Origin of the sequence: Gluconobacter wancherniae NBRC 103581, assembly GCF_007988885.1 — a bacterium.
Classification (GTDB): domain Bacteria; phylum Pseudomonadota; class Alphaproteobacteria; order Acetobacterales; family Acetobacteraceae; genus Gluconobacter; species Gluconobacter wancherniae.
Map to the genome: position 1 here is coordinate 667,553 of NZ_BJUZ01000002.1, position 13,088 is coordinate 680,640.

At 55.7% G+C, this 13,088-nt stretch carries 10 protein-coding genes; 3 read left to right on the forward strand and 7 right to left on the reverse strand.

Going from position 1 to position 13,088, the window contains the following annotated elements; translation table 11 throughout:
* Positions 1–2 precede the first annotated feature (2 nt).
* Positions 3–1,031, reverse strand: coding sequence for an AAA family ATPase (locus GWA01_RS10145; RefSeq protein ID WP_146797275.1), 1,029 nt, complete (start codon positions 1,029–1,031; stop codon positions 3–5).
* A gap of 168 nt (positions 1,032–1,199) precedes the next feature.
* On the opposite strand from GWA01_RS10145, the gene GWA01_RS10150 reads away from it, so the two are divergent.
* Genes GWA01_RS10150 through GWA01_RS10160 form a run of 3 tightly spaced genes read left to right on the forward strand, consistent with a single transcriptional unit; the run spans position 1,200 to position 4,702 of the window.
* The gene (locus tag GWA01_RS10150; protein WP_146797810.1) at positions 1,200–1,715 is read left to right on the forward strand and encodes a DUF1285 domain-containing protein; all 516 of its coding nucleotides are present in this window, start codon (positions 1,200–1,202) and stop codon (positions 1,713–1,715) included.
* A complete protein-coding gene (locus GWA01_RS10155) occupies positions 1,712–2,908 on the forward strand; it encodes a CCA tRNA nucleotidyltransferase (protein WP_146797812.1) in 1,197 nt (398 codons plus the stop codon). The genes GWA01_RS10150 and GWA01_RS10155 overlap by 4 nt, the downstream gene beginning before the upstream one ends.
* Positions 2,909–2,947: 39 nt before the next feature.
* Positions 2,948–4,702: an ABC transporter ATP-binding protein gene (locus GWA01_RS10160; protein WP_146797278.1), complete on the forward strand. Its 1,755-nt coding sequence runs from the start codon at positions 2,948–2,950 to the stop codon at positions 4,700–4,702.
* Here GWA01_RS10160 and GWA01_RS10165 read toward each other — a convergent pair.
* The 6 genes from GWA01_RS10165 to GWA01_RS10190 all read right to left on the reverse strand — a co-directional run bounded on the left by GWA01_RS10165 (position 4,681) and on the right by GWA01_RS10190 (position 13,073).
* Complete coding sequence (locus GWA01_RS10165; protein ID WP_146797281.1) at positions 4,681–5,172, reverse strand: RNA pyrophosphohydrolase; 492 nt, start codon at positions 5,170–5,172, stop codon at positions 4,681–4,683. The two genes, GWA01_RS10160 and GWA01_RS10165, sit on opposite strands and share 22 nt — an antisense overlap.
* Positions 5,169–6,200 (reverse strand): divergent polysaccharide deacetylase family protein, encoded by a 1,032-nt coding sequence (locus GWA01_RS10170; RefSeq protein WP_244945720.1) that lies wholly within the window; start codon positions 6,198–6,200, stop codon positions 5,169–5,171. Before GWA01_RS10170 ends, GWA01_RS10165 begins: the two co-directional genes overlap by 4 nt.
* Positions 6,201–6,295: 95 nt before the next feature.
* Positions 6,296–7,768 (reverse strand): S41 family peptidase, encoded by a 1,473-nt coding sequence (locus GWA01_RS10175; RefSeq protein WP_146797287.1) that lies wholly within the window; start codon positions 7,766–7,768, stop codon positions 6,296–6,298.
* A 139-nt stretch (positions 7,769–7,907) separates the two neighbouring features.
* Positions 7,908–9,185, reverse strand: coding sequence for a murein hydrolase activator EnvC family protein (locus GWA01_RS10180; RefSeq protein WP_146797290.1), 1,278 nt, complete (start codon positions 9,183–9,185; stop codon positions 7,908–7,910).
* Complete coding sequence (gene gpmI / locus GWA01_RS10185) at positions 9,172–10,674, reverse strand: 2,3-bisphosphoglycerate-independent phosphoglycerate mutase (protein WP_146797814.1); 1,503 nt, start codon at positions 10,672–10,674, stop codon at positions 9,172–9,174. Before gpmI ends, GWA01_RS10180 begins: the two co-directional genes overlap by 14 nt.
* 143 nt (positions 10,675–10,817) lie before the next feature.
* Positions 10,818–13,073 carry a glycosyltransferase gene (locus GWA01_RS10190; RefSeq protein ID WP_146797293.1) on the reverse strand — a complete coding sequence of 752 codons (2,256 nt, stop codon included), beginning with the start codon at positions 13,071–13,073 and terminating at the stop codon, positions 10,818–10,820.
* Between the last annotated feature and the right edge of the window lie 15 nt (positions 13,074–13,088).

Sequence of the window (13,088 nt, forward strand, 5' to 3'; positions counted from 1 at the left end):
GATCAGAGAATCACTGATGCCTGAGCGCGGATCAGGCCTGCGATATCCGTTCCGGAGGCGCGGGCACCAAAGCCCAGCCCTATGCGGTGAGACAGTACAGGTTCTGCGAGAGCTGCGACGTCATCAAGGCTTGGAGCGAGGCGACCGTCAAGCAATGCACGGGCTCGTGTCGCGATCATCAGGGCCTGTGCAGCGCGTGGGCCGGGACCGAAAGAGACTGCGTCCCGCACGGCGGCGGAAGCTGATGGATCTTCAGGCCGCAAGGAGCGTGTCAGGTTGAGGATTGCATCCACGACCTGATCTCCGACCGGGAGGCGTCGCACGAGGGACTGTGCAGCAAGAAGGGCATCTGCATTGAGAAGAACGGGTGCCTGAGCCTCGGCCGCACCTGTCGTTTGGATCAGCATGCGACGCTCTGCATTACGATCAGGGAAATCCAGGTTGATGCGTAGCATGAACCGATCAAGCTGTGCTTCAGGCAGCGGATAAGTGCCTTCCTGCTCGATTGGGTTCTGGGTCGCGAGAACGTGAAATGGGCGGGGTAGGGAATAATCCTTGCCGCCCTGGGTTACCCGATGTTCCGCCATGGCCTGAAGTAGTGCGGATTGCGTTCGAGGACTCGCGCGGTTGATTTCGTCAGCAAGCACCAGTTGTCCGAAAATTGGGCCGGGCAGAAAGCGGAAAGCGCGATGGCCTTCTGCGTTCTGGTCCAGAATTTCGGCACCCGTGATGTCAGATGGCATGAGATCTGGTGTGAACTGGATGCGTGTGGCTTCCAGACCGAGCACTTTTGATGCCGTATTGACCAGAAGCGTCTTGCCCAGGCCTGGCGCGCCGATCAAAAGGGCATGCCCACCGGAAAGTACGGTGACGAGAACCTGTTCGATCACCGCATCCTGACCCAGGACGATATTGCCAATCGCCTGACGGATCTGTTGAAGAACGGGTGTCAGGCGGTCGGCTTCTGCCACGTCCGCTTCGCCCCGGAGGGTTCCGGCATTATTGTCGGAGGAGATATGCTGATCGCTCATAGGACCCAATCTGACAGGTGTGGGGGTTTCATCAAGGCTCGATCGCACCCAACTTGGTGTGAGAAGAAAATTTTTCATCAGATACGGAGGGGAGAAGTGAGCGACTACCACTGCCGGGATATATCCGGATCCGGCGTGTCTGCGGTTTGCAGTCAGCCTGAACAGGATATGGCTGAAACATCTGCACCCCGGCTTCTTCCTTTTCTCATCCGTCGAGACGGCGTGTGGCTTTATCGTGGTTCCCCTGTTCAGCGCAAAGCGATGCTGTGCCTGTTCGGTTCCATGCTGACCCGTGATTCAGAAGGCCAATACTGGCTTAAGACACCGATGGAGAGCGGCATCATTCAGGTTGAAGATGCCCCTTTTGTGGCGGTTGAGCTGGATTTCCGGGGTGGTTGCGGGCGTCATCAGACGCTCTGTCTGCGGACGAATATGGATGAACTGATCTGCGTTGGGCCGAAGCATCCAATCATCTGTGAATGGGATCGTCCTTCAGACGAGGCCGCCTCAATTCCCTATGTGCACATGCGTGATGGCGAGGGAGATCTGCCCATCCGCGCCAGAATCAGCAGGCCAGTTCACTTCGAACTCGCAGCACTGGCGGTGCCGGGACAGGTTGAAGGTCGCCCTTGTCTTGGTGTCTGGAGTCAGGATTGCTTTTTCCCTCTTTCGCGTCAGTCATGACGGCACAGAGCGGTCTGCTTTCCAGACTTCCTGATATTTCCGGCCTCGAAAAAATATGGACCATCCTGCCGGAAGCTCGGCTGGTCGGAGGATCTGTCCGGGATCTTCTGCGTGGCCTCGCTGTGAATGATCTGGATATTGCGACACCTGAGCCACCTGAGGTGGTTTTGGAGCGTCTGAAGAGTGCAGCGATTCGCGCCATTCCTACCGGCCTCTCACACGGCACGATCACGGCGCTCATCAATCATATCCCCCACGAAATCACGACCCTTCGCCGGGATGAAGAGACCGACGGGAGGCATGCGGTCGTGGTCTGGACGAAAAGCTGGCAAGAAGATGCCGCCAGGCGGGATTTTACGATTAACGCCATGTCTCTGGACCGCCATGACAAGCTTCATGATTATTTTCACGGCGTGCAGGATCTGAAGGCGCGTCGTGTCCGTTTTGTCGGACATGCGGCCCGGCGGATCGAAGAAGATGCGCTGCGTGCACTGAGGTTTTTCAGGTTCGACGCGCGTTATGGCGAGGGCGAACCGGATTGCGAAGCCTGTGAGGCAATCGCAGATAATCTCAAGCTTTTTGGTAAGTTGTCTGCCGAACGTGTTGCATCTGAGTTTCTGAGAATTTTAACCGGTCCGCGCCTTCCGGAAACGCTGGCTGCTATGGAAAAAACCGGCCTTTTGAATGTTTTGATCCCGGGTGCACAGCGAGGAAGCCTTCAGAAATTGCTGGATTGCGCCGGGCCACCTGACGCTCTCCTGAGACTCTTTGCGCTCTCTGGGGAAAATGCTGTTTTGATGGGCGCGAAGCTCAAACTTTCGAATGCGGACAAAACTGCTCTCGGGGTTTTTGGAAACACTTTCCCGGATCTGGCCCCTTCATCATCGGACGATGATCTTCGTCGTGGCCGGGTTGCCCAGTCACTGGAACTTCTGATTTCAAGAAGCTGGCTTGCGCAGGCGCGCATTCTGGCACGGCCCGACCGTCAGTGGGATCACCTACGCATACGGCTGAAAAAGCTTCCTCAGCCCGTTTTTCCGTTAGGTGGGAAGGACGCTCAGGCGTTTGGTGTCCCCCCGGGACCAGCCATGGGAGCGTGGCTTAGGGTGGCGCGGGAATGGTGGTTGGAGCATGGGTGCAGGCCAGACAGGGAAGCATGTCTCGTTCATATGGGCTGCTCAACCCGCTCGTGAAGTTTCGCTCTTTGCAAACACCCTGCTAAACCCCCTCACATGACCAAAGAGAACGCCTTGGATATCGACAGTCGCTCCCTGATAGGGCGGATCTGGCGGGAAGAAATGCGCCAGCACGTTGGACAAATCGTGTCCGTTATCGTGTTGACCGTCCTGATGGCAGGACTGACTGCCCTTTATCCGTATGTGATCAAGCGCGCGGTAGATATGTTTGCTGCTCAGGATCCACGGATCCTGTATCAGGTTCCGGCCCTGGTGGTCATGGTGACGGGCGCCAAGGCACTCTCGCAATATGGGCAGACAATTGCCGTCCAGACGCTTGTGCTTTCGGTTATCCGCGGCCTGCAGTCGCGTATGTTTTCACATGCCCTGCGCGCCGATATTTCCCGTATCGAGCAGGACGCGCCAGCGCAGTGGGCGGCTCGCTTTACCACGGACGCAGTGTCTATTCGTGAGGCCATGATTCGCGTGGTCAATGCCCTTGGGGATGCTGTGACCGTGTTGGGTCTGGTGGTTTCCATGGTTTTGACAGACTGGGAACTGAGTTTGATTGCGCTCGTTCTCTATCCTGTTGCAGCCGTGCCGATCCAGAAGTTGGGCAAGAAGATTCGTCGTGCCTCTGGCGGTATGCAGGAGCAGATTGGTGAGACATCTGCACTTCTGAACGAAAGCTTTGCGCTGGCCCGGCAGGTTCGGATTTATCGCCTTGAGGATAGTGAGAGTGGCCGTATCGACCACTCCCTGGACCATCTGCATAATGCGTTCCTGAAAATTGCCAAAGGGCGTGCGCGCGTTGATCCGGTATTGGAAGTATTGGGTGGTGCGGCCATCGCTGCGGTTCTTGGTTTTGCAGGCTGGCGGGCAGCAATGGGCGGTGCAACGCTTGGCGACTTTACATCTTTCATTACGTCTCTCCTGATTGCCGCGCGACCTGTTCGTGCACTTGGTTCCATGAATGCTGCGTTGCAGGAGGGGCTTGCTGGAATGTCGCGGGTGTTCAACGTCATTGATGAACCACCTGCCGTGTCAGATCGTCCCGGCGCGCAGGACCTTCCCCTCGGGAAGGGGCATCTCGCATTTCGCGCAGCATCCTATGACTACGAAGATGGCCGCACGGGTCTGGCCGGGCTTACTCTCGATGTGTTGCCAGGTCAGACCGTTGCGCTGGTGGGACCCAGCGGAGCCGGAAAGTCCACGGCACTTTCCCTTATTCCGCGCCTTCATGATGTCAGCGCCGGGCAGATCCTGCTGGAGGGCGTTGATCTGCGGGAACTGAAGCTCACAAGCCTTCGCGATGCCATCGCCTATGTCAGTCAGGATACAACGCTCTTTGATATGTCAGTTCTGGAGAATATTCGGATCGGGCGTCCTACTGCCACGCGTGATGAGATCGAAGATGTCTGTCGTATGGCTGCGGTAGATTTTGTTGAGACGCTTCCTGCGGGGCTTGATACGCGCGTCGGCCCGGGTGGTCGGCGCCTGTCGGGGGGGCAAAGACAACGTGTGGCTCTGGCCCGCGCATTGTTGCGCGACCCGCGGGTATTGCTGCTGGACGAGGCTACCAGTGCTCTCGATTCAGAAAGCGAGGCACGGGTCCAGACTGCGCTGACTGCGCTTCGCTCAGGGCGGACGACTGTTATTGTTGCGCACCGTCTTTCAACGGTTCAGTCGGCAGATCTGATTGTGGTGATGAACGAAGGGCGTGCTGTGGAAGCCGGGACGCATGCAGACCTGCTCCGTCAGGACGGGCTTTATGCCCGCCTCGTCAGGACTCAATCGCTTGAGGCCGCCTGATAGAGAGCGACCAGTTCAGGGAGCAGTACTTCATATAGCGGGCGTTTGAAGCCAAGTTCCCGCTTAAGGAGGGCTTCGGGGCGAACCCACTCCCAAGCATCAAACTCTGCCGGGAAATGCGTATCGAGCTTGATGTCCATGTCCGAGCCATCGAAGCCGAGGATGAACCACTTCTGGGTTTGACCGCGATATTTTCCGCCCAGAGCGCGCCCAATGAGGTGTTCGGGCAAATCATACGCGAACCATTCTTCGCGTTCTGCGAGAAAACGTGCATTTCGGGTGCCGATTTCTTCTTCCATTTCCCGGAAAGCGGCGTCTTTCGGCTGCTCTCCATCGTCAATGCCGCCCTGCGGGCACTGCCAGATTCCCCCAGGAAGGTCGGCGCGTCTTGCAATAAAAAGCTCTCCCTTCCTGTTGAAAAGCGCGACGCCGACATTTGGACGGTAGGGCAGGTTTGCGAAGAGTGTCATAGAGATTTTGCTCCTGAAATCTGAGCAGCCTCGGCCTGCTTGTTTGTCGTCTGGCCATCATCAGTGAATGTGGACGGAGGGACGAGCGTGAAGGCTTTTGCGGCGGGACCTTTCAGCCAGTCTGACAGGTGCTGGATCGCAACGGGGGTAAGGGGGCCAACCATCAGTAATATGCGGGGAGCAGGGTTCGACGCGCTCGGTAGAAGCGCGGCCAGGTTCGCGTCCAGCGTTGCGGCATCTGTATCGCCATTCAGCCAGTTCGTGGCCGTCATGCCTTTGGTCTGGCGGCCATCGTCGGGTGAGCCCGCAAGGTAGAGAAGATTATGGCTGGCCATGATTTCGGCAATTGGCGCAAAATCCAGTGTGGTGGCGTAACCGCCGTTGGACTGGTCGTCACCGTTTTCGGAAACATCCGTTAGGCCTGTGGCACCCGCCGCCCGATCTAGGCACCATTGCAGCTCCTGCCGATCCTGCATTTCGGTATTGCCATATCCCAGAGCATGAGGGCCCTCGTCTACATGTTCGGGGTGGGCACTTTGCATGGGTAACGTGACGAAGACTTCCCGGCCCTGCGATCGTGCACGTTGAATGAGATCTGAGATGTCATCGACATACGGGGAAATGCCCAGAGCAACGGGCGCTGGAAGTTTTGCCAGCGCAATCTGTGTCAGCGTGTCTGAATACCCGATGCCCTGCATGACCACCGCGAGGGCCGGGCGATCTGTCGGAGGCGCAGCGGCGCTGTTGGGTTGCGGTAGCGCCATTGCCGTTGCAGGAGTATTCGGTGCGCCAATTTTCGGCAGAGAAGTCTCAGTGATTCCTGATGCTGTAATATGTGAAATGGGTTCCGGCTGAGCTTGAGAGATATCCCGGGCAGGCTGTGGCGTAATTGTTGTTTTGGCGCTTTCCGGTGCGGAAATGGGAGCTGTGGGGCGGTTTTTGATGCCGCCAACAGCAGGATGTGCAGCGCGGTGTCGGCCATAAAGCCCGACACCGGCAAGGGCTGTCAGGCTGACGGCCCAGAACATGATCAGGAGACGCCCGGCGGAGGGAAGGCGGCTCCAGATCCCTGAAGAACGATCATTAGAGGAAGAACTGTTCTGCACTGTCAGCCTGTATTTTCTTAATGATGTTCAGCGGGAGGCTTTGTCGGGGCAACGGCTGGAGCCGATGGCTTGGTAGCCTTGACCTCAGTTGCCTGTGCGATAGCTGGCGCGGGGTTTGAAATGCCAGCCATTGCATTCACGACCTTAATAGCCTGCTGTAGCTGGAAGTCTGTTGCAGGCTTTGTCAGATCAAATGTGGGCCAGTCTGCAGGCGGCTTCTTGGGAATGGAGCTTGCAATGGCAGGAAGGTCTGTACGAGGCGTTTCGGCCGTCCGGTTTCCGCCGATATTCGTCAGGATATGCGTGAGGTCTGCCTCACGATAGCCATAGGAATCGTCGTCCTTGGTTTCCTGCACTGCGATGTCTGGCACAATTCCGCGCCCCTGAATGGAGCGGCCTGACGGCGTGTAATAACGTGCCGTCGTAAGACGTACGGCGCCTTGGTCCCCGATGGGAATGAGGGTCTGCACCGAACCCTTTCCAAAGGTCTTTTCGCCGAGAATAACGGCGCGTCTGTGATCCTTGAGCGCACCTGCTACAATTTCACTGGCAGAAGCAGAACCACCGTTTGTCAGCACGACAATGGGCAGGCCGTCTGTAATATCCGTTCCTCGCGCATCCCAGCGCTGATTGTTTTCAGGGTGCCTCCCGCGGATTGATACGATTTCGCCATCCTTGATGAAGTCATCGGAAACCGCGATGGCCTGATCAAGCTTTCCACCGGGATTGGAGCGAAGGTCCAGAATAAGACCGGTTAGTTTGCCACCGTGTGCCTTGGCCGCATCGGCATGAAGCTTTTCGAAAGCGGCTTTCATGTCGCTTTCAAGGGCATCATCAAATTCGGTTAGGCGGATATAGCCGGTGCTGCCGTAAAGCGCAGACCGCACGATCTGAACGTGAACAATCTCGCGGGTAAGGTCGAATGTGAGGGTCTTGCCGGTTTTTGGACGAACGATTGTGAGGCTGATTTTTGTCCCCGGGTCACCACGCATCTTGCGCACGGCTTCATCCAGCGTCATGCCATCGATACTCTTGTGATCGACCATCGTGATGAAATCGCCGGGCTGGATTCCGGCGCGTGCGCCAGGCGTTCCGTCGATAGGGGAAACGACGCGTACATGTCCGGATTCTTCCTGAACCTGCAGACCCAGCCCACCGAACTTGCCCGAAATTTCGGTTTGCATGTCATGGAACTGTTTTGCGGTCATATAGGAAGAATGGGGATCGAGATTGCCCACCATTCCGTCCAGAGCGTTGTTGATGAGGTCCTTGTCCGTTACCGGCTGGACATATTCAGCACGAACCACGTCCATGACTGTTCCCAGAAGGGTTAGCAGGCGGACGGTTTCAGCGCTGTTGTCATGGGAAGACACTTCGCGTGCGATGGCACTGGTGAAGGTTCCAGATCCCGTCAGACGCAGGGTGGCCGGGCCTACAACCACGCCAACGACGAAGGCGGTGCCCAGCAGTAGGCCAGTTCGGAACTTCATGTGATCTCCATCCTCGGGAACGGGGCTTGAGGTCTGTTATGGGCAGACTACGCCACAGTAGATAACCGGTTCGTTAATCTACAATCTTACATTGTCCTGCGTCCGGCGGAAACCGGCGGCAAGCACCAAGGACACGTAGTTAGAGAAACGGTGCCGGATTAACGGTTTGTGCGCCATGTCTGAGCTGCACAAACAGCATTCCATTTGATGTTGGCATGGAGCCCAGTGCCGCCGAATGCCCAATATTCTGACCGGTGGTAACACCTAGCGTCTGTAGGCCGGACAATACGAAGCGGTAATTCCGCCCGCAATCCAGAATGAGCATCTGACCAAAGGAACGAAAGGGCCCGGCAAATTCGATTCGGCCCTTACATGGAGCATTGACCGTAGCGCCGGAAACGGTGGCGTAGGTGATGCCCGTTGCAGGACCAGCCTCAGTGTCCTGGCTCCAGCGGACAGCGACGCGCCCAGATACGGGTGCATGGCCGTTGCTGCCTGAGACACCTGTTCCATTGCTGGAAAGCGCTTTTGCCTTTGATGACGCGCGTTGTGCATCCTGAAGGCGATGGGCGCGGATGAGCGCACGAGCTTCTGCTTCGAGTGCCGCGCGGGCCTGAGCTTCCTGTTTTTCCAGTCTGGTAATTTCCTCCGACAGATCTGCGGCATCCTGCATGGCCTGAGCCACGGCGTGTCGGGCGTTGAGCGCTGCCTGATCAGCAACTGCCTCCTGTCGCGCGGACTGGTGTGTTCTGGCTGCCGCCGCATCGCGGACGTTCAGCTGCGATTGGCGAAGTGTCGTCAATTCTTTTTCATGCGATGCCAAAGATGCGCTGATCGTGCGCAACTCTTCCTGACGGGCCTGAAGTTGCTGGGCGCGCTGTTGTGTCAGGCGGGAAAAGCCCCCGATAATGGAAAGCGCCTCCACGCTCTCTGAAGCGGTTCCGGGGGAGGCAAACAGAGCAGCATTTGGTGCGACCGAAAGTCTCTCGGCAATTGGGAGAAGGGGTTGTAATGCAGCGTTCTGCTGGGCGATTTCCCTGGAAGCTTCGATCCGCCTGAGTTGGAGGGCGTCGATTGCCGCAGTGAGATCCAGAATTCGTTTCTGTGTATCGTTTAGCGCAGTTTGCGCGTGCTGTGTTTGATGGCTGAAAGTTGCAGTTTGCGCAGTTTGCAATTTGGCTCGTTGCTGCGCCTGTAAAGCCGCAGCCTGACGCGCACGGATTGTCGCCGCCTGCTGTACCTGCTTGGCGATGAGTGCCTTGCGGGCAGCCTCTGCACGATCAAGAGCGCGCTGCCCAGCGCTGGATGCTGGGGGTGCATGATGGGTGGTGTGGCTGCTTTTATGGGGGGGCGCTGCTCCTGCTGCCGTCACGCAGATGAGGGGCAGGAGCAGCCAGAAAGCCTTAGTGGCTTTCAAGCAGTGATACGCCCGTCATTGCAGGAGGCTGTGTCAGACCCAGAAGGGCGAGAATGGTTGGTGCAAGATCTGCGAGCCTGCCGTCATGGACCGTCTGGCCATCGGCGTGAGCCAGCAGGAATGGCACGGTATTGAGGGTATGTGCGGTGTGCACGCCGCCTGTCTGTGGATCGCGCATGGTTTCACAGTTTCCATGATCAGCCGTCACGAGCAGGATGCCACCGGCTTTGACGATCGCGTCGTTGATACGGCCCAGGCCCTGATCAACAGCTTCACAGGCCTTGATGGCAGCAGGAAGAGAGCCAGTGTGCCCGACCATGTCCGGGTTTGCGAAGTTCAGTATGATCATGTCGAAACGGCCCGATTCAATGCCTTCGACGGCTCGGTCGGTCAGTTCGGGAGCCGACATTTCCGGCTGAAGATCATATGTGGCCACTTTGGGTGACGCCACCATGATCCGTTCTTCTCCGGGTAGCTGCACTTCTCGGCCACCATTAAGGAAGTATGTGACATGAGGGTATTTTTCGGTTTCAGCCATACGAAGCTGTGTCATGCCCGCATGGGAAACGACTTCTCCGAGCAGATCCTCAAGCGGAATCTTCGGAAAAAGAACGGTCATGTATGGTGCCAGAACGTCCGAATAACGCGCCATGCCGCATGCAGCAGCAAAATTTATGAGACGACCGCGCTCGAAGCCCTCAAATTCCGGGATCAGAAGTGCATCCAGTAATTGACGAATGCGATCGGCGCGGAAATTGCATGACAGGATACCGTCACCATCTTCCATGCCACCGTAGTTGCCCAGTACCGTAGGAATGATGAACTCGTCGCCTTTGTCTTCGGCATAGTGCGCCTTGATAACATCAAGAGCGCTTTCAGAATGTGGGCCTACCCCGTCTCGCACGGCATAAAGTGCCAGACCCGTTCGTTCCCAACGGTGGTCGCGATCCATGGCGTAGTAGCGTCCACTGATCGTAGCAACCGTAACGGAAGCTGGCAGGTCGTGGAGCAGAGCTCCGATATAGTCTTCGCCTGAACGGGGAGGTGTGTCGCGGCCATCGCTGAAAATATGTAATGCAACGGGAACGCCGGAAGCGCTGACAATCTTTGCGAGCGCAAGGACATGATCCTGATGTGCATGTACACCGCCGGGCGATATGAGGCCCATCAGGTGACAGGTCCCACCTGATGCCTTGAGCGCATCAATAAAAGAGACAAGGACCGGATTCTCTGCAAGCGATCCATCGCGAACGCTGCGGGAAATACGCGGCAAGTCCTGCATGACGACGCGGCCTGCGCCGATGTTTAGGTGTCCGACTTCGGAGTTGCCCATCTGACCTTCTGGCAGGCCGACATCTTCTCCGCAGGTTTTCAGGAAAGCATGCGGGCTGGCAGTCCAAAGGGCATCAAACGTGGGAGTGTTGGCCAGCCTTACGGCATTGTCAGATTCATCTTCACGCCAGCCAAATCCATCGAGGATGGCAAGCATAACGGGGCGGCGAGATGGAGAGGAAGGCTGGGACACTGGAAAGCTCCTGGTCGGGAGGCGGAAATAGCACTCCTCCTGTTATGCCACTTTTCCAGCGTCATGCGAACGCTCCCCAGCATAGATGCGCGAGAGCGTGATGAGTGTCAGTGTCGTGTCACCTTTCGTGTCCCATAAATGATTACGGCTTGCAGTGTTTTCCATAGCCCTTTTTCGCGTAGGAACTTCCAGAATTTTTGCCGAAGAGTACGGTTTCGCAATGCCCCCGATAGCACCTGCTTGAAGAAGCGAGGCTTTAGCAGGTCGCTCCAGGTGAAGTAATCAGGGTTGAAAGGCGTGCTTTGATGCAGTTGTCCTTGCTGGAAAGCTCCCCTCATTTCAAGAGACAGATGCAGCGCGTAGGCAAGGGCGCTGCCCATCTGTCCCAGAGTATTCTGAACATATGGTCGGATATTGCGGCTATGATCGCGCTCGACTTCACCGCTCAGAAGCATACCGCTGTCGCTTGCCCGATAAAGAAAGAGGCTTTCTGGAACAACCTGAAGATTTCCACCATGCAAAACCGCGGCGGCAAAAAACTCCCAGTCCTCGTGGCCGATGCCGTAATCTTCAGTGAAGCCGCCAATCTTTTCAAACAAAGAACGACGTATGAGCGCGTTGGCGTCTCCGAAGCAGTTGTAGAATACCCCCAGGGACGGACAGGCTCCCAGTGGAAGCCAGCGGTATTCTGCCTTTTCCTTCTCATGGGCTGAAATGTCGCGGTGATAAATATCAAATGGGCAAGTTAGTATATCGGCATCAACCTGACGTGCACAGCGAGCGTATGTTTCTAACTCATGTGGAAGAGCGATATTGTCATCATCCATGAACATCAGGTATTCGCCTGTCGCGTGACTGGCAGCGAGATTTCTGGCAGCTCCAAGATATCGGTTCGTAGAGCGGATAAATTTCCACTCCAGTTCTTCATAATGTTTTGATAACCGATTGAGGCATTCTTTACTTGATTGTTTTACACTTCCGTCGTCCACAACGATGACTTCGAAGTTTTTGTAGGATTGCTGAAAAAGAGAATTGAGAGCTTCACCAAGCAGGTGCGGACGCTCGTAATGTGTGAGGCACACGCTAATGCGTGGCAATTCGGCTTTGGATAAGGCTTCAGGAGCGCTTAAATCAATCTTCTGGATCAGCTCAGACCATTTTTTTGCTATATCGTCGGGGCTAAACGAGAGCTTTGCGGGCTTGAAAGAAAAGCGCGTTTCAAAGCATTTTGTGAGGCATTCCGCCAAGGACTGTGGTTGTGGCTCAAACAGGACTCTGCTTTGATCTTGGTGAGCAATCAGTTCGGGAATGCCACCAATATTGGATGCGATGAATGCCGTTTCTTGTAATAAACACTCCATTACGGAATACGGTGAATTTTCTGATAGCGAGGCAATGACCGCCAAGCGACCAGGCTGCGACAGATATGTATTTGCTTGAGTGCGATCCATATTCGTAATTATACGAATCTCGACCGGCCAATTATTATTGGTTTTTTTCTCTATTAGCTTCTTAAATGCTAGCTCGTGAGAACTTTTCCCGAGGAATGTGACTTGACGGATATTGGTCCATGTTGCTGGGTCAAGGCGATCCAGAGCTTTGCAGAGGAGTGTTAAGCCTTTACGTTCTTCGAGGCGCCCAAAAAAGACAATTTCGTTAAGAGCGGTTGGAAATTTTCTAGACCCAATCGCGCTTTTCAGTCCGGCCGGTGCACAATTAGGGAGAGCTTCATAGGTCTCTGGAAGAACCCAGTTTCTTCGCTTCATCCAGTTGATAAGATAGACGCTTGGGCTGACCATGTGATCAGCTAACGCGATACATTGCCGCTCAAGAAACTCGGTTTCCAGGTCTTCCGGGCTACTGGGGAGCTTGTTGTTGCCTTCCTGGGCCCAGACGCTCGGACTATGCGTAACAACAATAAATGCTGTGTTTTGGAAATGTAGACCCATTTTGCGTGCTAGTAGCGCGTAGTAAGTTTCTCCGCGCCATTCTGGATAATAAATGACATCAAAAATCTCGTTGCAGCTTTTTAGCCATTCATAAACTAGCCAAGAGTTTATGCGCGGCATCGGAGCTGTGAGAGAAGGGCCGTCATTATCCGGGCGGGGAATGAAACGAATGCCATCTCTTTTGTATTGGCGCACCCAACCATCCATTGTGCCCTGCTCAATGTATGTACCGAGGGTATACAAGATAGTTACATCATGCCCTTGGCTCTTCAAGGCTCGTGCAAGTGCTGTAAAAGCCGTTCCAATGCCGCCGTTTCGGACTGGGCCTTCGATATCAGGACTTATGAGAAGGACGCGTCTTTTGTCTGTAATTTCTGCGTGCAGCGCGGACGATAGCGGGGCGATTGACGTCATTTAAAGCAGGTCCAG